The organism is Paenibacillus naphthalenovorans, from assembly GCF_900099895.1.
Classification (GTDB): Bacteria; Bacillota; Bacilli; order Paenibacillales; family NBRC-103111; genus Paenibacillus_G; species Paenibacillus_G naphthalenovorans.
Genome location: NZ_FNDY01000005.1, coordinates 72,847 through 95,298, shown reverse-complemented (window position 1 = coordinate 95,298; position 22,452 = coordinate 72,847). Strand labels below are relative to the sequence as shown.

The window sequence follows — 22,452 nt, the reverse complement described above, 5'->3', positions numbered from 1 at the left end:
TAGGAATCCCTGAGGCGAGATAAAATATCCCTGAACAGTTAGGAGGGAGCAGCTTGAGTTACAGATGGCCGAAAATGTGGATGATTTTCAAACTTTTGATCTTGGTATTGCTTTTAACATCATGCGGAACAAATAAAACGCTGCAGGTAGGGATAGAAAATAACCTCAAACCGCTGAGTTATGTGGAGAATGAAGAAAAAAAGGGCTTTGAAGTTGAATTGTGGGATGCGATTGCCGAAGAAGCCGGATTTGAGTATAAGCTCCAACCGATGGGAATGGGGGAAATGCTGCAGGCGGTCGAATCCGGAAAACTCGATGTGGCGATTGCCGGGATCACCGTCAAAGGTGACAGGGTGAGAAAGCTGGACTTTGCTATCCCTTATTATGATACCGGTCTTGTCCTGGTTACTGCGGCGGATAATCAGGATATTCAGAGCACCAAGGATTTGGACAAAAAAGTGGTCGCTACGCGAATCGGAACAACCGGATATGAGTATATCGGCAGACAAAAGGGAATTAAAGAGGTTAAAGCTTACCCCGATATTGCCCAAGCCTATCAGGCATTAATCAATAAACAGGTAGATGCGGTCGTATTCGATGAGCCGAATGTGAAATATTTTATCCGGAACGGCGGTCAAGGGAAAGTAAAAACGGTGGGTAAAGTCCTTACTAATGAACAATATGGCATTGCGTTGACCAAAAAGAGCAACTATACCGGCCGAATCAGCAGAGCTTTAGAAACGCTGGCCAAAAACGGAACGTACGAGCGGATTTATATGAAATGGTTCAATGAAAAGCCGACATCTTTACCCGGCGATAAAGAATAAGTGACACCGCTCAAGGCTTTTGCCTCCCATTACCGCGAGCTTACAATCAAAAGCAGTTCGCCTCTGACAAGGCCAACTGCTTATTATATATTCATCAAGCATGTTGTCATCCTCCCTTATAAGGTAATACAATAGAAGAAACATCACAGAAAGCTTTGTAAAGGGGGGGACGTGATGCAGCTTCAGCCAGCCTTAACCCAACAACAGCAAATCCAGCTTCATATGACGCCGCAAATGCTTCAGTCGATGAATGTACTGCAAATGTCGTCGGCGGATTTGTTGAATTACCTGGAAGAACAAGCGGCGGAGAATCCTTTTCTTGAGGTTGCCTATGGTTTCGACTCCTATAAACAGAGAAAGGCCGGATCCAAAGGCCAAAATCAGCAAAGAGAAAAAACGCTTCTGGAACTAGTCGATCCGCGGCAGGAAACACTGGAAGCGGTGCTGCTCAGTCAGCTCCGCGTCAACGGGATTCCACCGGAGGATTATCCGCTGGCGGCTTTCCTGGTTGGCAATCTAAATGAGGACGGGTGGTTAAGCATCACGCTGGAGGAAGCCGGCCGTCAGCTTCGTGAGCCCATGGAAAAAATGCAAAGGGCGCTTGTCTGGGTACAGTCTCTGGAGCCTGCAGGGGTAGGCGCACGAACGCTGCAGGAGTGTTTGGCCATTCAAATCGGGAGGGATCCCAATGCCGACCCTTGGGCTGCGGTGATCGTCGGCGATTATTTGCAAGAGTTGGCGGAAGGCAAGCTTCGGCGGATTGCGGAGAACCTGGGTATTTCCGTAGAACAGGTAGAAGCCTCGCTGGCTTATATTCGTTCGCTTCAGCCACGGCCCGGCTCCGCTTACCATCACGAATCACAGAGTTATATCGAACCGGACGCTACGATTCTCAAAAGAAACGGCATCTATGTGACCATCATGAATGAAGCGAATTTTCCCCAGGTTTCGCTTCATCCGTTGTACGGGCAGCCCCATTTTGACAGCGGTTACAATCAGGAGGCCAAGGCGTTTTTGAAGCAGTATATCCAACCCGCCCAATGGCTGATTCGCAGCTTGGAGCAGCGGCGCCTGACGCTGCAGCGAGTCATTGAAGCGATCGTGGAAGAACAGGTTGATTTTTTGGAGGAAGGCATTGATGCCTTGAAGCCCATGGTCTTAAGGACGGTGGCCCAAAAAGTGGAGCTCCACGAGTCGACCGTCAGCAGAGCGGTTTCGCACAAATATATACACACGCCCCGCGGCACCTTTGCGTTAAAATATTTTTTTACGAACGGCTTGATGAACAGCGATGGCACGCTCACATCGGCTGCAGCCATTAAAGTAAAGATCGCTCGTTTAATTGAGCAGGAAAGCAAAGACAGTCCGCTGTCCGACCAGAACATCGCCGATAAGCTGGCTGAGCAGGGCGTACAGGTTTCCCGTAGAACGGTCATGAAATACAGGGAGGAAATGAATATTGTATCCTCCAGGTATCGCAGGGTTAATTGAGCTGCCATCGTTTAAGCTTCTTCACCAGCGTGGAGTGATCCACACCAAGAATCGCCGCGGCTTTTCTTAGCGATTTATGCTTTTCGAGGGCCTCCTGGATCATGCGTTTCTCAAATTCCTCCACCCGCTGCTTCAGGGTGCCGTGGGACCAGGGAAGGGTGGAATCATAGATATGCTGCGGCAAATGATGCGGCTCAATCAAGGTCGAGGGAACCGAAACGATCATATTTTCGATCAAATTGCGCATCTCCCGAACGTTCCCCGGCCAATGATAGGCATTTAAAATATGTTTGGTCTTTTCGGACAGCTGTTTTTCAATGCGAAACAACCGGCAGTAATAAGAAAAGTAGTGCTCAACCAGCACTTCGATATCTTCCGGCCGTTCGGCAAGGGAAGGAATGCGGATTTCCACCACCTGCAGCCGGTAATAGAGATCCTCCCGGAACTTTCCTTCTCTGATCCGTTCCCGGAGGTCGCGGTTGGTGGCGGAAATAATACGGATATCGAGATTTCTTGGCTTCGTGCCGCCAACTCTCTGCACTTGTTTTTCCTGCAGGACCCGCAGCAGCTTGACTTGAAGGGACAAGGGCATCTCGCCAATTTCATCGAACATGATGGTTCCCTGATCAGCCAGCTCCAGCAAACCGATTCTCCCGTCGCGGTTCGCCCCGGTGAATGCGCCCGCTTCGTACCCGAAAAGCTCCGCTTCCAACAGCTGTTCGGGGATGGCCGCGCAGTTTACTTTAATAAAAGGCTTATCTTTACGGTTGCTCAAATGATGAATAAGGTTGGCGACGACTTCCTTGCCCGCACCGGATGGGCCGGACAACAGAATGCTCGTGGGAAAAGGCGCCACATGGTGGATTTGCTCATAAATCTGCTCCATTTTGGCGCTGCGGAAAACGATCGCCTGTTCTTTCCCTTCAAATTCCAATGCGTATCGGTGCTGATGAATTTGCGAGATGCTCCTGGCCTTGTTCAGCTCATGCTTCAATTCGTTAAGCTGGGTAATATCCCTGACGCTGGTCACAACCATTTCAATTACCCCCGATTCATTGAACACGGGAGTTCCGGTAGCGATCACATCTTTTTTTCCCCCGATTTTCTGAATGACGGAAATACGCTTTTTCTGCTCAAGCACGAGCAGGGAGACCGACTGATCGAAATAACCTTCATGGGTCAGCTCCGCCATATGGCGACCAACGAGCTCCTCCCGGCGAAAGCCGGTAATTTCTTCATAGGCCGAATTGACTAATAAAGTAATTCCCTCTGTATTTACGACATAGATGCCATCCGTGGAGAATTCAATGACCATTTCCATTTGTTTTAATAAATTGCGGGAATGCTCCATTTCGGAAATATCCTGAATGACACCGATCGCACCGATCATCTCGCCTTCACGGTACAAAGGGGTGCGGTTTACCATACATACGCGGCCTGCAATGTTCATCTTCTCGCCGATGGAGCTGACACCGTTTTCAAGCACATGATGCATTTTGGAGTTGGGCAGCAATGATTTGATCGGCATCCCCTTCCACGCGATTCCTTCAATCTGCAGCATCTTTTCGGCGGAGGGGTTGATCATCATCACTTTGTTGTCCCGGTCAACGACGATCAATCCATTATGCATAGAGTTGAAAATATATTCTGCCAAATCGGCTGAAATCAGACGATGGTCCATGGAAAAAGCCTCCTGGTGAATATTTTCATACCTGGTGAAATTCTTCACCAATCTAATTTCGACACTTTCGGGCAAATTCCTGCTGATTTGGTGAAAAATTTCACCGATGATTTAAAATCAGGATCGGCAAAGTTGATTTTACAGGGATTTTTATAGTTGGCATGATTTTTGCTTATTAATCTATCGAACAATCGGAAAGGAGAAGAAGAAAATGGCAGCGGTAACAAAAGACCTCTGGATCAACGGCAAATTTGTTGCCACAGAAAGAACTTATCCCCTATATGCTCCTTATGACGGCCAACAGCTGGCCGCCATCGCGAAAGCTGATCCCGGCCATGTTCAGGAAGCCATAGCGGGCGCCCACAGGGCATTTCAGACGATGCGGGAGCTGCCGGCGCACCGCCGCGCGGAAATTTTATTTGAGGTGGTGCGGCAGTTAAAGGAAAGAAAAGAAGAGCTGGCCCGCATTTGTTCGTTGGAAGCCGGCAAACCGATTCGCACGGCAAGAGGGGAAATCGAACGCACCATTGCGACCTATCAATTCGCCGGAGAAGAGGCCAAGCGCATCTCGGGAGAAACGATCCCTATGGATGCGGCACCCGGAGGCGAGGATCGGGTAGGGTTTACCTGGAGAGAGCCGCTCGGTGTGGTCGTGGCGATCTCGCCGTTCAACTTTCCTTTCAATTTAGTGGCCCATAAGTTAGGTCCGGCTATTGCCGCAGGGAATACGGTGGTCTTAAAACCGGCCGAGCAAACTCCGCTGAGCGCATTGATCATGGGAGAGCTGTTCCACAATGCCGGATTGCCGGAAGGGGCGCTGCAAATCGTGACCGGCAGCGGAAGAGAGCTAAGCGAAGCGTTGATCAGCGATGAGCGGGTGAAGAAAATTACTTTCACCGGAAGCTCGGAGGTCGGCAGGCTGATTAAATCCAAAGCGGGCTTGAGAAAGACCACGATGGAGCTCGGGTCCAACTCGGCGCTCATTGTGGAACCGGACGTTCCGCTGGACAAAATCATTCCGAGATGTGTCGAGGGGGCTTTCGCGTATGCCGGCCAAGTCTGCATTTCACTGCAGCGCATCTTTGTTCATGAGAGCATTTACTCTGAATTTAGCGAGCGCTTTATTGAAAGAACCCAACAGCTCAACGTAGGGGACCCGTTGGACGAGAATACGGATCTTAGCGCCATGATCAACAGCAGGGAAGCGGACCGAATTGAGTCCTGGATTCGGGAAGCGGTGGATGCAGGCGCAAAAATCGGTTGTGGAGGTCGGAGGGACGGCTCGACGTTTTCTCCTACCGTACTGCTCGATGTAACGAGAGATATGTCGGTTTCGTGCAAGGAAGTTTTCGCCCCGATCGTTTCCATTGTGCCGTACCGCAGCCTGGATGAAGCTATTGAGCTGGTCAATGATTCCATGTACGGGCTCAATGTCGGCATCTATACGCAAAACATCGGCCATGCGTTTTATGCTTCGCGTAAAATCGAATCCGGCGGAGTGATCGTTAACGATATACCGACTTTTCGGGTGGATCATATGCCCTACGGCGGGGTCAAGGAAAGCGGCTATGGACGCGAAGGGATCAAATATGCGGTGCAGGAAATGACGGAACTGAAATTTGTTACCATCAAAACACAACTATAAGGGAGGAAGTATCATGGCGAACCTTATTAAAGCACAACCTAAGCTGTATGTGATGGACAACGGCCGTATGAGAATGGACAAAAACTGGATGATTGCCATGCATAACCCGGCAACCATCGACAATCCCAATGCGCCTGCGGAATTTATAGAATTTCCGATTTATACCGTTTTGATCGATCACCCGGAAGGGAAAATTTTGTTTGATACGGCTTGCAACCCGAATTCCATGGGACCTTCGGGGCGTTGGGCGGAGTCTACCCAAAAGGCGTTTCCTTGGACGGCCAGCGAAGAGTGTTATCTTCACAACCGCCTGGAGCAGTTGAAGGTGCGTCCGGAGGATATCAAATTCGTGGTTGCGTCCCATCTGCATCTCGATCATGCGGGATGTCTGGAAATGTTCACGAATGCTACGATTGTCGTTCATGAAGACGAGTTCAACGGCACGCTTCAAACGTATGCGCGCAATCAAAAAGGCGGCGCCTACGTCTGGGCAGATATTGACGCATGGATCAAAAGTAATTTGCAGTGGCGCACCGTGAAGCGCAATGAAGATAACTTGCCTCTCGCGGAAGGGATTCGCGTCATTAATCTGGGAAGCGGTCATGCCTGGGGCATGCTGGGCCTACATGTTCAAATGCCGGAGACGGGCGGCATCATCCTTGCCTCCGATGCGATTTATACGGCCGAAAGCTACGGGCCTCCGATCAAACCGCCGGGCATTATTTATGACTCTCTGGGTTACAGCCAATCGGTGGAGAAAATTCGGCGCCTCGCCCAAGAAACCGGATCACAGGTTTGGTTCGGACATGATGCCGCGCAGTTTGCCAAATTCCGCAAATCGACAGAAGGCTATTACGAATGATGCAAAAGAAGCAAAGGAGGCCGTAACCCATGGAACATTCCAGATTGGTATTTACACCGCTTATTTATACAGGATGGGGAGCTGCTGCCGAGCTTCTCCCGGAGGTGGAGAAATACAGTCCTGCTCGTATTCTCCTTGTCACCGACTCCGTTCTGGTGCAGATCGGGTTGGCGGAGCGAGTGATTGCCCCTTTGAAATCCAAGGGATATGAAGTCGAGGTGTATGCCGAAACCGTGCCCGAGCCGCCGTTGGAGGTCGGGGAAAAGCTGGTGGCCTACACGAAGAACGGCAAATTCGACATGGTGATCGGTATGGGCGGAGGCAGCGCTTTGGATTTGGCCAAGCTGGCTGCCGTGTTATCCGTGCATGAAGGACCGGTGGCCGATTACTTGAATTTGACCGGTACAAGGAAGGTGGAGAAGAAAGGGTTGCCCAAGATTCTGATTCCGACCACGTCCGGAACCGGCTCCGAGGTAACCAACATCTCCGTACTTTCCCTGGAAAGCACCAAAGATGTGGTGACTCACGATCATCTGCTGGCTGATGCGGCCATCGTCGATCCGGAGCTTACGGTTACGGTTCCTCCAAGGGTTACTGCGGCCACAGGCATAGATGCGCTTACGCATGCTGTCGAGGCCTATGTGTCGGTGAATGCCAATCCGGCCACGGACGGCTTGGCCCTGAAGGCGATTCGGCTCATCAGCCGCTCGCTAAGGAAAGCGGTTGCCAACGGCAGGGATAAGCAGGCCCGTATCGATATGAGCAGCGGAAGTTATCTGGCGGGGCTTGCTTTCTTCAATGCCGGGGTTGCGGGAGTACATGCGCTGGCGTATCCGATAGGCGGCCAATTTCATATCGCCCACGGGGAATCGAACGCCGTCCTGCTGCCGTACGTCATGGGATATATCCGCAAAAGCTGCACCAAACGAATGTCCGATATCCTCAACGCGCTGGGAGGAAACTCCGCTTATTTGTCGGAGGAAGAAGCGTCTTACCGCTGCGTGGAGGAGCTGGAGCGACTGGTCAAAGATGTGGGTATCCCGAACACATTAGGCGGGTTTAATATCCCGGAAAGCGCACTCGACAGCTTGACAGAGGACGGCGCAAAGCAAAAACGCCTGCTGGCCCGCAGTCCCCTGCCTTTGGAGAAGGAAGATATCCGGAAAATCTACCGGGCTGCTTTCGACGGAGTTATCGTCGAACCGGGAGCATAGCGCTATTGCGGATCATTCCGGAGGAGCAGCTTCCGGAAATCTTCCGATGGATGAGCGGGTTTGGAACGACATTCTACAGATTCTATAGATTAACGTCGGAAACCACTTTTATAATGGAGCGGCTTATAGCTTAAGCTGCTCCATTTTTTGTTATTTCATCCACGAGGGCATCGAAGTGGAAATGAAAACACTTCATTATATTTTCAGCAATTCTGATTAAATTAACAGCAATTTTTGTTATATGTTGTTGTCAAATATGTGATAATATTCAATTGTAAGCGTTCGAAATTTGTCGAAAGAAATTACGGTCTTGCACAATCTTGCTATCGAGAAAGGGGGAATGATTGGGTTGATGATTCATACTCCCACCAATCTTGCGCTCAAACGAAACGGGATTTATGTTCGCGCGGATGCAGACGATTGGCAGTATAACTGGCCTGTGCATACTCACGAAGGGTTTGAGATCTACTACTTTATTCGCGGGAATGCAAATTACGTGGTAGGGGAAGATATATATGAGCTTTTACCTGGAGATATGCTGCTTTTTAACGGGAGCACGATACACCGGGTCAATCCTCAAAAGGATGTTCCCTATCTGCGCAGCTATGTGAACTTTACCGAATCGTTCCTGCAAGGGCAAGTGCCGGAGCCGATGTTCAGGAAGCTGATGTCGTTATTCGATGCTCCTAGCGGTTTATTGATCCGGTGGAATGTGGAGGAGCGGGCGGAAATTGAAAACGTTTATCGCTCGATTTACCAGGAAAATGAAAGGGAAGCTTTCGGTTACGAGATCGTTTTGAGGACGTTGTTAATTCAATTATTGATCAAAATTTACCGCAAGTCCAAGCACCTGATTGAAATGCTGCCGTCACAGCAGCCATCGCATAGTCAGGCCAACGTGCGGCGGATTTTGCAATATATTAATCAAAATTTCACGGAAAACATCAATCTTGATGATCTTTCCGCAGCGCTTCACTTGAACAAATACTACATGTGTCACTGCTTCAAGGAAGTCACAGGGTACACCATCAATAATTACCTGATGAGCAAACGGATCGAAGAGGCCAAGAAATTATTGCGGACCACCGATGAACCGATCGGAGAAATATCGGAGAAACTGGGCTTTAATACCTCCGTCCATTTTAGCCGAGCGTTCAAACAATATGCGGGTGTGTCGCCTCAAAATTTCCGGAAGCTGAGCTCGACAACGACGTAGGTTTCACTACATTCCATGCTGTTTATAAAATGATAAGTTTAAAAAAGATAGGGAGAGGTCACACATGAAGAAACACTTTAAAGTCATATCGATTTTGATGGTTTTTGTTCTTCTGGCTTTAACGTCGATGGCTTGCGCCAAAAAAGATGATGCCGGTTCCGCGGGAGGAGCGGCAGGCGGGAAAAATGTAACGCTGGATTTCGTCTGGTTTTCCGATGGTAAAGAAGGCGAAGTCATGAAAAACATTATTAAAGATTATGAGACTAAAAATCCGAATGTTAAAATTAACTTGATTGAAATTGCTTACAAGGATTTGTCGACCAAGCTGAAGACGATGATTACCGGCGGCCAACCACCGGCACTGGCCCGGATCAGCACAACGGAAATCGGGGCATTCTCTAATCAGGCTTTGGATCTCGCCACTTATGTGGGCGGCGTTGACAAATTTACAGAGCAGTTCATTGATTCCATCAAGCCTTACTATGTAGTAAACAATAAGGTTATAGCCGCTCCGATGGATGTGACGGCTAACGGTTTGTTCTATAACAAAACCTTGTTTGATAAAGCTGGAGTAAAAGTACCGACTTCTCCGGATAATATCTGGACTTGGGATGAATTTCAAGCGGCGCTGAAGCAGGTTATGGAAAAAGGCGGAGCCAAATACGGCATGGTATGGGATTTCACGCCTCACCGCTGGTCTACGCTTCTGTACCAATTTGGCGGCAGCATGATCAGCCCCGACGGAACAAAGGCGACGATCAACGATGAAGCAGGTGTCCAAGCAGCTGAATATTTCAAGAAGCTTCATACCGACGGTACGATGCCGACATCCGTTTGGTTCGGCGGCGAAAATCCGAATAACCTGTTCCGTTCCGGTACGGTTGCAGCACATTTGGCCGGCAACTGGATGATCAGCAACTACAAAGATATTACCAATTTTGAGTGGGGCGTAACGTACATGCCTAAAGCGAAACAGCGTTCTTCCGTGCCGGGCGGTAAATTCGTAATGGCCTTCAATGGTTCGAAAGTTGAAAAGGAAGCCGCTGATTTCATCCAATACTTGTCTACAAAAGAAGTGAATTCGAAGTTTAACCAAGAGTCCTTGTTCATGAGTCCGCGTAAGGACAGCGCAAAGCTTGACTACGAATTTGGCAAGGAAATGTTTGAAATCTTCTCCGATGAATTGAACAACACCAGTGCGGCAGCAGCGGAAGATTGGTCCAAACAAACGATTGTGCCTAAATTCAGCAACGATTTGAAGAACAGTCTGGTGGAAGTCATTGCCGGTAAAACGACGGCGAAAGAGGCAATGGATAAAACGGCAAAAGCCATTGATAAAGCCATTGCCGAAGACAAGAAATAAGTGAATCATATGGCTGCCGCTGAAAGTTGGCGGCAGTCCTTTATTTTCTGATGAGAAGGGGGAAGGGTGATGGCTGCAGATGCGGCAATTTCGAAGCCGGGTAAACGACGGAAAAAAGGATTTCCATTAGCGCCCTATTTGTTCGTGCTTCCGAATTTTTTGATTTTCAGTGTGTTTATCATTATCCCAACCATCATGGGTTTTATTTATTCGTTTAATGAGTATGATGGCTTAAATCCGATGGAATTTATAGGATTTGAGAATTATGTGAACGTATTTACGAACGAGGAGTTCTGGTCGGCGCTCGGTAAAACGGCATTGTACGCCGTCATTGTGGTGCCGTTGATTTATTGCTTGTCTCTGGCCGTAGCCGTGCTGCTGGTTCAGGAGATTCGATTCAAGGGGTTATTCCGCGCTGTGTTCTATTGGCCGACCATGATCTCGTTTATTATTGTCGGATTAACGTGGAAATGGATTTTTGGTGATCTGGGTGTTCTCAACTACATTTTGACTCTGTTCGGGGCGGATACGATTCCGTTTTTGTCCTCTCCGTTTTACGCTAATTTGTCAGTTATTGTGGCTACCGTGTGGTCGCGTCTCGGTTTCTTCATGGTCATCTTCGTGGCCGGCTTACAAGCGATTCCCGGCGATTACTATGAGGCCGCACATCTGGATGGAGCCTCCAAGCTGCGTTCCTTTTGGAGCATTACACTCCCGCTGCTCAAGCCGACAAGCCTGCTGGTGATTATGATTTCCCTGATCGATGCATTTAAGTCCTATCCGCTGATGTTTGCTTTGACAGGTGGCGGTCCGGGAAGAGAGACGACCTTTATCGTGCAGTATATTTATGAAGTCGGCTTTATGAAACAAGAATTGGGAGTGGCAAGTGCGATGTCCGTTGTCCTGTTTGTCATTATTTCGCTGTTTACGGTTCTGCAATTCCGCCTTGCGAAGGGGGGCGCCGTATAACATGGAAATCAAGTCTTCGGCCAAATGGATCGTGTATGTGCTGCTGCTCGTACTCAGCCTGCTGTGGATATTCCCGGTCATCTGGATCTTGCTCTCGTCTTTAAAAACAACGACCGATTTGTACAGCTTTCCGCCAAAGTTTTTGCCCGAGCCGGTAACTTTTGAGCATTTTATCAACGCTTTTGAGAAAGGCAATTTCGGTGTCTATTTCTTAAACAGTGCGATCGTTACGGTCAGCTCCACGCTGCTGCTGTTGTTGATTAACTCGATGGCCGGCTTCGCTCTGGCAAAGTACCGGTTTAAAGGGGACACCTTGCTGTTAGTCGGATTTATTTCGACGCTGATGATCCCGCTGGAGGTCATCATGATTCCGATTTTCAAGGTGATCAGCTATTTGGGGCTTTACAACAATCTGCTTAGTATTATTATCCCTCCCGCAGCTACTCCGACAGGTGTATTTCTGATGCGGCAGTATTTGCTGACGGTACCTGACGAGCTGCTCGAAGCGGCGCGGATGGACGGAGCCAGTGAGTGGAAAATTTATTGGAGCATTATTCTTCCTATTGCCAAGCCTATATTGGCTGTACTGGCTATTTTCTCCTTCATGTGGCGTTGGGATGACTTCTTGTGGCCGTTGATCGGAATCAGCGATCCGTCCCTGTATACGATTCAATTGGCTCTTTCCAACTTTATTGGTGAGTTCAACGTGGATTGGGGCAGCCTGCTGGCCATGTCCGTAATCACAATGATTCCTGTATTAGTGGTGTTCATCATGTTCCAGCGCTACTTCGTCAAAGGAATGGTCACTTCGGGTATGAAAGGGTAAAGCTTGTTAGAAACCATCCGATTCCCTATAAGTAACAGTGACGCAAGCGGATGCTGTTACTTGAGGGAATTTTTTGTCCATATCGTTTGTTACAGGTCAGACCAATGGGGGAATCCTTATGGAAACATATATTCTATCTTTGGATCAAGGTACTACGAGTTCAAGAGCGATATTATTCAACGGCAAAAGTGAAATCATTCATTCAGCCCAGCAGGAAATTACACAGTTTTATCCCCAACCGGGGTGGGTGGAGCAGGATGCGGAGGAAATCTGGGAATCGGTCCGATCGGTGATAGCGACATGTTTAGCCCAATCCGGAATCCGGCCGAGTCAGATTTCAGCCATCGGCATCACGAATCAACGCGAAACAACGGTGGTATGGGACAAGCATACGGGCAAGCCGGTTTATCGCGCCATTGTTTGGCAGTCCCGGCAAACGGCGGATATTTGCGAGCAGCTGCATGCTGAGGGACTGGAAGAAATGGTCCGGAGTAAAACGGGGCTGCTGATCGATCCGTATTTCTCGGGCACGAAGCTGGCATGGATCTTGAATCGGACGCAAGACGCAAGACAAAGAGCGGAAAAAGGAGAGCTTCTGTTTGGCACGGTGGATTCCTGGCTGATTTGGAAGCTCACGGGGGGAAGTGTGCATGTCACGGATTATTCAAACGCTTCCCGAACGATGCTTTACAATATCCATAAGTTAGCCTGGGATGACGAACTGCTCAGCCTGCTTCGGATTCCTCGCGCCATGCTGCCGGAAGTCAGACCGTCCTCTTGCATCTACGGTTATACTGCGGATGATCTGTTTAAGGGACAGTCCATCCCGATTGCCGGGGCTGCAGGGGATCAGCAGGCGGCGCTTTTCGGGCAGGCCTGCTTTGAAGAGGGAATGGCGAAAAACACCTACGGTACGGGCTGCTTTATGCTGATGAATACCGGTGAAAAAGCGGTGACCTCCAGGCATGGCCTGCTGACAACAATCGCTTGGGGGATTGGCGGAAAAGTTCAATACGCTTTGGAAGGCAGTATCTTCGTAGCGGGGTCGGCCATTCAGTGGCTAAGGGACGGACTTCGTATGATCGCTGACGCAAAGGAGAGCGAAGAGTTCGCCGTGGCTGCTGGGTCGACCGATGGGGTGTACGTGGTACCGGCTTTTGTCGGATTAGGCACGCCCTACTGGGATAGCGACGTACGAGGGGCCGTCTTTGGGCTGACCCGGGGAACAACCAAGGAACATTTCATTCGTGCCACTTTGGAATCCCTCGCGTATCAAACCAAGGATGTGCTAACAGCCATGGAGGGCGACTCGGGCCTTTCGTTAAAAGCATTGCGCGTCGACGGCGGGGCGGTCAAAAATAATTTTCTGATGCAGTTTCAAAGCGACATGCTGGGTGTGCCGGTAGAACGTCCGGTCGTCAGCGAGACGACAGCCTTAGGCGCTGCTTATTTAGCGGGCCTTGCAATCGGGTACTGGAAAGACCAGTCAGAGATTAACGCGCAATGGAGTGTGGACCGTACGTTCCGCTCGACGATGGAGGAAGCTGAAAGAGAGAAGCTGTACGGCGGATGGAAGAAAGCGGTTCATGCTGCCAGGGCTTTTAAATTGTCATAAGCCGTCTGAAATCAGACAAGATCGGTAAAATATACAGCAATAATGGTAAAGCAATGTAAATTATAAATGATATCATAGAAGTAAGAATCCTGCTGCAAAGGGATTTTAACTTACTGAATACATTCAAGGTCTTGCTTATGATTGATGAATATTGTTTTCAAATGGGGAGCTATGATCGGGTTTATGTTTATTATCATCAGGAAGAAAGGCAGATGTTGTCATGAAAATAAGCCATAAAATTGTAAATATCGCCTCCGGCGCCAATGTGTTGGAGCTGGAGACCAATGCGGCCAAGTACAGAATCATGCTTATAAACGATGAGATCGTGAGAATCCGCTGTACGTTTGACGAGCAGTTTGCGGAGGAAGCTTCGTATGCGCTGGCCATGACCGCGTGGGAAGATAAAATGGATGACCTGCTGGAAGAAAGAACCCGGGTAGCGGCCCTTCCTATCCCTTATGAAGACTTAGGCACGCATTTGCTTTTGTCGACGTCCAATTTAAAGGTTCGTGTGTACAAAGAACCATTCGCCATTGAGATCACTGATCCGAACGGTCAGGTACTGCATTCCGATTTGAAAGAAAAATCCTATGTCAAGGACAGCCTGGGCAGACTTTATCATTATTCGTGCATGGATGATGACGATTATTTCTATGGCTTTGGGGAAAAATCGGGATATCTAAACAAAACGAAACGCAGAATGCGGATGCACAATGTGGATACGCTCGGTTACGATTCAGAACTGACGGACCCTTTATACAAGCATATTCCGTTTTACATTAAATTAAACGGGAAAAGCAAAATCGCTTCAGGCTTGTTCTATCACAACTCCCATGATTCAGTGTTTGATATGGGATGTGAACGCAGCGGCTATTGGAACAAGTACTCCTATTTCTGTGCGGACGGGGGAGAACTGGATGTCTTCTTCATCCTGGGTCCTCAAATCAAGGATGTCATCCGGAATTATACCGACTTGACGGGAAAGACGATGCTGCCTGCCAAATATTCTCTCGGGTATATGGGCTCCACGATGTATTATACGGAGCTGGAAAAGGATTCGGATAAGGCCATTCTGAAATTTTTGGAAAAATGCGAGCAGGAGGGCATTCCCTGCGACGGTTTCTTCTTGTCTTCCGGATATACAACCGGACAAGACGGGAAGCGGTATGTATTCAACTGGAACCGCGACAGGTTCCAAGATCCGAAGGGCTTTGTGGAGCAAATGGAGCGCAAAGGCGCTTCCCTAGCGCCTAACATCAAGCCGGGCATGCTGAAAACCCATCCTCTGTATGCCGAATTTGCCGAAGCCGGGGCCTATATCAAAGACGAGCAGGGGGAGCGGCCCGAGATCGACCGATACTGGGGAGGAGCGGCCTCATTCGTTGACTTTACGAATCCGAAAGGCAGGGAGCTTTGGAAGAAGCATCTGAAGGACGCTTATATTTCCTTGGGAATCACTTCGATCTGGAACGATAATAACGAATACGAAATAAATAATTTGGATGCGCAATGTCATTTTGAGGGCTCCGGTAAAGAAATCGGCGCATTACGGCCGATTATGCCAAACCTGATGGCATTGATGGCCAAGCAGGCCATAGCCGAGGTCGATCCCGACGTAAGGCCTTATATCGTGAATAGAGCCGGCTTTGCGGGGATACAGCGTTATGCCCAAACCTGGGCTGGAGACAACCATACGAGCTGGAAAAGCCTGAAGTTCAATATCCCGGTCATTCTTGGAATGGGCCTTTCCGGTGTCGCGAACCAAGGCTGCGATATCGGCGGCTTTTACGGACCCGCCCCGGAGCCGGAATTGTTCGTCAGATGGGTGCAGAACGGAATATTCCAGCCGCGGTTCTCCATCCACTCCTGTAACACGGATAATACCGTAACGGAGCCTTGGATGTATCCGGGCTACACCCAGTATATCCGGGATGCGATTCAGCTTAGATATCAACTGGTGCCTTACTTTTATTCGCTGTTGTTTGAAGCTTCTACAGTGGGATCTCCGGTGATGCGTCCTTTGGTCTATGAATTTCAGCAGGATGCGAAGGTGCTGGAGGAAAGCTTCGACTTCATGCTCGGCAGCTTCCTCCTGGTGGCCAATGTGCTGGAAAAGGGGGCGGAAACCAGAAGCGTTTACTTGCCGGAAGGAACGGATTGGTTTGACTGGTACACCAAAGAATGGTACCGCGGAGGACAGACGATTGAACAGAAGGTTACTTTGGGCTCGATTCCGATGTTCATCCGCAGCGGAGCGATTATCCCGATGGCGCCCGGACTCCGTAATATTCATAAGGACGTGATCGAAGAGCTTCGGCTGCTGATCGAACCGTCCGAGGAATCCAGCTTTGTGTATTATGAGGATGACGGAAAGACGAACAACTATCAAAAAGGCGATTATCTGAAAACAACCATCAGCATCCGGAACGGCAAAGAAACGAAAATCTCCTTTGTGAAAGAAGGGCGTTATGAGACGCCGCTCAAAACGGTCGTCGTCGACGTCATCTGTAAAGAAGTCGCTCCGGTTCAAGTGAAGCTCGCGGATACCAAACTCCCCATGTTTTTGGAACCGGCGGAATGGGAAGCGAGCGCGGCGGGCTGGTATTATGACATGGAACAAAAAACGGCAAGAATTAAGCATGAGTATGTGAAAGACGATTACGATTTGATCATTAATTTTGATGTGAAAGATCTGATTTCGATTTAACCATACGGATCGATTCAATAGAGGAGATAACGGCCATGGAAAATTCGTTTTCTGGCGTGCAAAGAGAAGCGCTGTTTCAAAAATTAGCTCATCAGACCTTTGACCTGCTGGTTATCGGCGGAGGCATTACGGGGTCTGGCATTGCTTTGGATGCGGTCGCCCGCGGGATGAAGACCGTGCTTGTCGAAATGCAGGATTATGCCGCCGGCACTTCGAGCCGGTCGACGAAGCTTGTTCACGGGGGACTGCGCTACCTCAAACAGCTGGAAGTCAAGATGGTGGCGGAAGTCGGTAAAGAGCGGGCTGTCGTATATGAGAACGGGCCTCATGTGACAACCCCGGAATGGATGATGCTGCCGCTGCATCAAGGGGGCACCTTCGGTAAATTCAGCACTTCACTCGGGTTAAGAGTATATGATTACCTGGCCGGCGTAAAAAGAAGCGAGCGCCGCACCATGTTAAACGCCGAAGAAACCGCGCAAAGAGAGCCCTTGGTGAAGCGGGAGGGGCTAAAAGGCAGCGGGGTTTACGTGGAGTATCGGACGGATGATGCAAGACTGACGATAGAGGTGCTGAAAGAAGCGGTTCACCGGGGGGCCTCGGCAGTCAATTATGCGGAGGTCGTAGGCTTCCTCTATACCGAGGGCAAAGTATCCGGTGTTCAAGTGAAGGATCGCATCGGGGGCGGAATCATCGAGATCTACGCCAAAAAGATCGTCAATGCCGCCGGACCATGGGTGGATACCCTCCGGGAGAAGGATAGATCCAAAGATAAGAAGCGTCTCCAGTTAACCAAAGGGATCCACCTGGTCATAGACCAGCGCCGCTTCCCGCTCCGGCAGGCCATATATTTCGACACCCCGGACGGCCGAATGATCTTTGCGATCCCCCGTGACGGCAAAACCTACGTTGGAACGACGGATACGGTATATCAAGGGGATATGGAGCACCCGCGGATGACTTCGGCAGATCGCCAATATGTCATAGACGCGATCAATTATATGTTTCCTTCCGTGAATATCACGGCCAAGGATATTGAATCCAGCTGGACCGGCCTTCGCCCCTTGATCTATGAGGAAGGGAAAAGCGCATCGGAAATATCCCGGAAAGACGAAGTGTGGCAATCCCCATCCGGTTTAATTACCATCGCGGGCGGTAAATTAACGGGATACCGGAAAATGGCGGAGATGGTTGTCGATCTGGTCGTTGATTTGTTCAAACAAGAGCACGGCGCATCTTTCCCCTCCAGCAGTACCAAAAACATGCCGATTTCGGGAGGGCAAGTCGGAGGGTCGGACCGTTTTGCGGCGTATTGCCAAAGGAAGGTCAGAGAGGGATTGGTTGTCGGCTTTACGCTGGAGCAATCGGAGCGGCTGGTCCGCAGATACGGCTCGAATATCGACCGGTTGTATACACTGGCTGCACAGCATGCTAAACAAGCTGCGGCATATCGGCTGCCGTTGGATGTGTTCACGATGCTGGAGTACGCGATTGAAGAGGAAATGGCGGTCAAGCCTGTAGACTTCTTTATCAGACGTACCGGCGCATTATTGTTTGATATCGCCTGGGTAAAGCGGCATAAAGCTTCGGTTATAGCCTATATGGCTGAAAAGCTGGGCTGGAGCGAGGAGCTGCAAAAGCAATATACGGAAGAGCTGGAGAAGCATTTGCATGATGCTGTCGTTCCGGTAGATGAAGAGGCAGGCTTGCGGCAGGCATGAAACCAATCCCGTTCCACGTTGAAGTGGAGCGGGATTTTTTCATGTATTTGTATTCCTTCCATCTTGTCCGTTATATTGTTAGTATAATTTGATCAAAGATCAACCCGCTCAGGCTGCCTCTCTAAAGAGTTCCTTAGGATAGGAGTGTTATCTGTTGATTAGCGCGATCATGCTGTTCGTTCTTGCCGGATTGGCCGAAATTGGCGGAGGCTATCTGGTATGGCTGTGGCTGAGGGAGTCCAAGCCGCTTTGGTATGGCATCGTGGGGAGCATCGTGCTTATTGCGTATGGCATCATTCCCACGCTGCAGAGCTTTCCGAGCTTCGGCCGGGTTTATGCCGCTTATGGCGGGGTGTTTGTCGTGCTTGCCGTTGTCTGGGGATGGTGGATAGACAAGAAGACCCCTGACCTCTACGACTGGATCGGAGCCATCGTTTGCATCGCGGGTGTCTCTATTATGCTTTGGGCGCCTCGTCAGTGACCGTCCCCGGCTTTATCCATTTTTGTCTAATGTGGACGGCAACAAAGAGCAGCGGGATATATACATAGATAAAATAAAACCCGATTTCGCTGTACACGGCGGTAAATCGTCTAATGAGATTGCGGTCCTCTATTATATTGGTTAACAAGCCGAAACCCACTAAAAAAATCAACAGCAGGATACGCTGCTTGCACTGCACCATTTTTCTCACACCGCGGCAGGCCGACCATAAATGGAGGGTAATGGTGGGCAATACGACCAGAAGCCATAAGGAGACTACAATATATTCAAATCTTTCGATGATGGGCACTTGCGCAATCTTGAGCAGGGTTAATGTCGGCCATAAGGTATGCTTCAGCTGTCCCTCACTAAAGTAAACAAAGGTAACAATGGTCACCAAAAGGTACAGCAATATGCTGAATAAAGTTCCGTAATGGGCCCATTTTTGCGATTTTTCGGCATTTTTTATAAAGGGGTAGAACATAAATAAGGTTTCAAAGCCCTGAAACTGAAACAGCATGGACTTGGAAGATTCGAATATTTCTTTCGCCGAGTGATGGAATAAGGGGAGCAGGTTGTTAAAATGCGCAAATTCCAAAGGAGAAAATATGAGTGGAAACAGAAAAAGGAAAGGCAGTACGGCACCCCAAAAACATAACCCGGTAATCACGCGGAATCCGCTTGAAACGATGTAATAGATGAGCAGCAGAATAATAATGCTGATTTGCCATGTACTCATCAGGGGAAACATCCAAACCTGGATCACTTCAATGTACGAGCGGAATACAACAAATGCCGCAAAAAGATAGTACAGCATGATACAGAGATTAAACATTCCCCCGATCCATTGGCCAAAGCAAAATGAGTTGATATGAATGACATCGCGATTACCGGTTCCGAGAATGCGATACATCATCCAAATGACGGCTTGAATGCTTAATCCGCAGATGATGACGGACATCCAGGCATCGTAACCGGCACTCTTCGCTATGGTTCGTTGAAACGTAAGCATCCCTACATCAACCTGGCTCGAATAAATCAGAAAAAAGACGAAAAAAGGAGATACTACAAACCGTTTGTCAATGAATGGTTTCACCTTATTCCCCCGCACCCGTTTGAATAATATTCACCTTCGTATTCACTTCCGTTTTCAGTTGAGGATAAATCTCATCCTGAAATCTTTTGTAATCCCAATTTCGCGATTTTGTCCGGACTAAATCTCCAAGCCCGAGCGGATCCGTCCTATGCTTTTGGAACAGTGAAATTAAATTCCGGATGTCATCGTTAAAATGTTTGCCTATGAGCTTTTCCAGATCCCGAAGATTTTTGGTTCCGGTTAGAAGCGTTCCCGGGGGAACATCCTTGATTTCGGTGTCCATGGTTAAATCAATGGCTATTTTCGGTATGGGATCGGTCTGCACAATCGTAAAATGAACTTTTGCACTCAAATTTTTCAACTGCATCACCCCTTTATTCTTAATGTCGATTTGATAGCTCGCGTTTTTGGCACCATCCAATAACGTTTTTAAGATAAAGGACTGCCTTAAACTGATAGGCCGGATAAATTTTCCTTTCCTGAATAGAGCCAGCCCGTCGATTTTGATTTGATTCTTCTCCATGATGAAATAGGGTAAATAAGGATCCATTCCTTCCGCATATAATCTGGCCAAAAAGACGTGAAGGTTGGTTGCGGGCAAATTTCCTTTTTGTATATTGTGGACTATTTTATTGCTTAGATGGAAAGGAACATTCTCTTCTTTACTCCTTAATAAAAAGTCATCGGCAAGGTGTTCTGCAACGCCGATTTGTATCCGGCTGCCTGCTACGGGATCCCGGCTGTAGCTATATAGCACTTTATCGATTCCTCGCTTCGCAAACGTGCTTCCAAACAAAATCATGCGTAATTGGCCTATTTCGATCGGAAACGCAGATTTTGAATTTAGCCTGGGGAGGATATCATGATACGAATTCGATTCGGTCTCATATATCTTGAGCCGGCTCTTGCCCTTTTCCTCGAAAATAGGATAGATCACGGTCCCTTTAATTTTGTCATCAACTACATCGTATCCGATCCCTTGTATAACCTGAATTTTATCGACGATCCTTTGACTGGTGCACCCGGTTAGAAAAATCATGCAGCTCATCATCAAGAGAAAATAAGGGTTTATTTTTATCATAGGGAACCACTCCGGTTATTCATCAAACTCATTTTTATTTTGTTGTTCGCGGCTTGGATGATATCTCCAAATGGACCGCGTTCGTAAATGGGCCGGTCTTTTGGCAATCACCATTAAAGAAGAGCGGATGATGCTGTCTTTGAAATCGGTTGGCCGGAAGGGATATAAAGGAACAGTATAGGGTGAGCCTAATGATTCCAACCGTGAGAGATGGACGAGCAAAAAACTGATTCCTATCGCGATCCCTAATCCGCCCCATATCGAAGCAAATATAATTAAGGGAAAACGCAGAAAGCGTATGGTGTTCGACATTTTAAAAATAGGCGTAGTAAAGGAAGCCAGGGCGGATAAAGCCACGATAATCAGCAGTACATTGCTTGTCAGGGCAGCCTCGACGGAGGCCTGCCCTATAACGATACCGCCTACGATACCGAGTGTTTGTCCTACTTTTGCAGGTAACCGGGCTCCGGCTTCACGTAAAAGCTCAATCGTAATTTCCAAAAAGAAGACCTCTAACACAGGCGGAAAAGGAACGTTATGACGCGAAAAGTTAAGGGGACCCAGCAAAACCCTTGGAATCATTTCATAATGGTAGGTTAGAACGGCGATATAGATGGAGCTGGCAAAGATGGAGAACAAAGCCCCGAAAATACGTATTACGCGAAAAAAAGAAGCAAGTAACCAAGGTAAATAGTAATCTTCAGGTGAGATAAAAAAATCCAGCAGTGTGGCAGGGGCCGTGATGGCATATGGCGATCCGTTGCTGAGCACAGCCACCTGTCCGGTAATGAGTGACCAGACCGCTCTGTCGACACGTTCCGTGGTCAAAGCCAGCGGAAAGGGCGTCAAGCTATTGTCGGATATAATTTGATGAAGCTGGGAGGAATCAAAAACAACATCATAATCAATATTTTGCAGTCGTTCGGTCATCGTTTGCACATGGTGTTCATTCGTCACGCCTTCAATATAAATGATGATCACTTTCGTATGGGACATCGATCCGATATTCATTTCTTTGATGATGAGTTGGGATGAATTGATGTGCTGTCTTAATAAATGAATATTAATCTCAATATTTTCGACAAAGCCGATCTTGGGCCCTACGACACTGAATTCATTTTCAGCTTCGTTCTGATCACGAAGCCCGGTATTTTCATGAAATAATTGGATCATGGCGCATCTGCGGTCAGATGCTTTGAGCTGCAGCATCCCGTATCCCTGAAGAAGCTTGGACTCGATCATCTCTGTATCCTCTGTAATCACAATATCTTCAATAGGAATGATATTCGTGATATCGTCAATCCGGTGAATATCGCTTTGCTGCAAAGCCAGCTCCCGGAACACTTTCAACACACGTTCCTGCAGTTTTTGATGATCAACAAGAGTTCGGTAATAAGAGATAATCAAATATCCTTTTTCGTTCGTCAGAGAAAATTGTCTGAAATCGCTTGATCGTTTAAGCAGGGTTAATAAGTCGTCCATACTTTGGGGGGTTGCCGGTTGCTGCTTATGCTTATTGTTTTGAAGCCATTTTTTGAAAAACATTTCACCACTCCCAAGGTAAAAAATCAATGATTATCTATAGGATGATGAACTTGGAATTTAATTATGTATGCTCAGCCTTATAATTAAGCTTCTGCTTCATATGCTCCTCCAG

17 protein-coding genes are annotated in these 22,452 nt (G+C 48.4%); 13 read left to right on the top strand and 4 right to left on the bottom strand.

Annotated elements, in window-relative coordinates; genetic code table 11:
• Window positions 1-53 precede the first annotated feature (53 nt).
• Complete coding sequence (locus BLT35_RS07075; RefSeq protein WP_235594215.1) at window positions 54-827, top strand: transporter substrate-binding domain-containing protein; 774 nt, start codon at window positions 54-56, stop codon at window positions 825-827.
• A 174-nt stretch (window positions 828-1,001) separates the two neighbouring features.
• Entirely contained in the window at window positions 1,002-2,318 is a 1,317-nt protein-coding gene (gene rpoN, locus BLT35_RS07070; protein WP_074727386.1) for an RNA polymerase factor sigma-54, read from the top strand.
• Here rpoN and BLT35_RS07065 read toward each other — a convergent pair.
• Window positions 2,311-3,999: a sigma 54-interacting transcriptional regulator gene (locus BLT35_RS07065; RefSeq protein ID WP_074727385.1), complete on the bottom strand. Its 1,689-nt coding sequence runs from the start codon at window positions 3,997-3,999 to the stop codon at window positions 2,311-2,313. The two genes, rpoN and BLT35_RS07065, sit on opposite strands and share 8 nt — an antisense overlap.
• Window positions 4,000-4,210: 211 nt before the next feature.
• Between BLT35_RS07065 and BLT35_RS07060 the strand changes: the two genes are divergently transcribed.
• The 11 genes from BLT35_RS07060 to BLT35_RS07010 all read left to right on the top strand — a co-directional run bounded on the left by BLT35_RS07060 (window position 4,211) and on the right by BLT35_RS07010 (window position 18,618).
• Entirely contained in the window at window positions 4,211-5,644 is a 1,434-nt protein-coding gene (locus BLT35_RS07060) for an aldehyde dehydrogenase family protein (RefSeq protein WP_054817373.1), read from the top strand.
• Between the two features lie 13 nt (window positions 5,645-5,657).
• Window positions 5,658-6,506, top strand: coding sequence for an AhlS family quorum-quenching N-acyl homoserine lactonase (ahlS, locus tag BLT35_RS07055; protein ID WP_054817374.1), 849 nt, complete (start codon window positions 5,658-5,660; stop codon window positions 6,504-6,506).
• 29 nt (window positions 6,507-6,535) lie between these two features.
• Window positions 6,536-7,720, top strand: coding sequence for an iron-containing alcohol dehydrogenase (locus BLT35_RS07050; protein ID WP_054817375.1), 1,185 nt, complete (start codon window positions 6,536-6,538; stop codon window positions 7,718-7,720).
• 349 nt (window positions 7,721-8,069) lie between these two features.
• Complete coding sequence (locus BLT35_RS07045) at window positions 8,070-8,936, top strand: AraC family transcriptional regulator (RefSeq protein WP_062410637.1); 867 nt, start codon at window positions 8,070-8,072, stop codon at window positions 8,934-8,936.
• Between the two features lie 64 nt (window positions 8,937-9,000).
• Window positions 9,001-10,299, top strand: coding sequence for an ABC transporter substrate-binding protein (locus tag BLT35_RS07040; RefSeq protein WP_062410638.1), 1,299 nt, complete (start codon window positions 9,001-9,003; stop codon window positions 10,297-10,299).
• A 69-nt stretch (window positions 10,300-10,368) separates the two neighbouring features.
• Window positions 10,369-11,268, top strand: coding sequence for a carbohydrate ABC transporter permease (locus BLT35_RS07035; RefSeq protein ID WP_062410639.1), 900 nt, complete (start codon window positions 10,369-10,371; stop codon window positions 11,266-11,268).
• Between the two features lies 1 nt (window position 11,269).
• Entirely contained in the window at window positions 11,270-12,094 is an 825-nt protein-coding gene (locus BLT35_RS07030) for a carbohydrate ABC transporter permease (protein WP_074727384.1), read from the top strand.
• A 118-nt stretch (window positions 12,095-12,212) separates the two neighbouring features.
• Window positions 12,213-13,709 carry a glycerol kinase GlpK gene (glpK, locus tag BLT35_RS07025; protein ID WP_074727383.1) on the top strand — a complete coding sequence of 499 codons (1,497 nt, stop codon included), beginning with the start codon at window positions 12,213-12,215 and terminating at the stop codon, window positions 13,707-13,709.
• Between the two features lie 220 nt (window positions 13,710-13,929).
• Complete coding sequence (locus BLT35_RS07020; RefSeq protein ID WP_054817377.1) at window positions 13,930-16,416, top strand: glycoside hydrolase family 31 protein; 2,487 nt, start codon at window positions 13,930-13,932, stop codon at window positions 16,414-16,416.
• Between the two features lie 35 nt (window positions 16,417-16,451).
• Entirely contained in the window at window positions 16,452-18,137 is a 1,686-nt protein-coding gene (locus BLT35_RS07015; protein WP_074727382.1) for a glycerol-3-phosphate dehydrogenase/oxidase, read from the top strand.
• A 169-nt stretch (window positions 18,138-18,306) separates the two neighbouring features.
• Entirely contained in the window at window positions 18,307-18,618 is a 312-nt protein-coding gene (locus tag BLT35_RS07010) for a YnfA family protein (protein WP_373864985.1), read from the top strand.
• Here the strand turns inward: BLT35_RS07010 and BLT35_RS07005 are convergent.
• Genes BLT35_RS07005 through BLT35_RS06995 form a run of 3 tightly spaced genes read right to left on the bottom strand, consistent with a single transcriptional unit; the run spans window position 18,593 to window position 22,340 of the window.
• Complete coding sequence (locus tag BLT35_RS07005; RefSeq protein WP_062410643.1) at window positions 18,593-19,714, bottom strand: GerAB/ArcD/ProY family transporter; 1,122 nt, start codon at window positions 19,712-19,714, stop codon at window positions 18,593-18,595. The genes BLT35_RS07010 and BLT35_RS07005 overlap by 26 nt on opposite strands.
• A gap of 1 nt (window position 19,715) precedes the next feature.
• On the bottom strand, window positions 19,716-20,795 hold the full coding sequence (locus tag BLT35_RS07000; RefSeq protein WP_054817379.1) for a Ger(x)C family spore germination protein: 1,080 nt from the start codon (window positions 20,793-20,795) through the stop codon (window positions 19,716-19,718).
• Window positions 20,796-20,810: 15 nt separating this feature from the next.
• The gene (locus BLT35_RS06995; protein WP_074727381.1) at window positions 20,811-22,340 is read right to left on the bottom strand and encodes a spore germination protein; all 1,530 of its coding nucleotides are present in this window, start codon (window positions 22,338-22,340) and stop codon (window positions 20,811-20,813) included.
• Window positions 22,341-22,452: the final 112 nt, after the last annotated feature.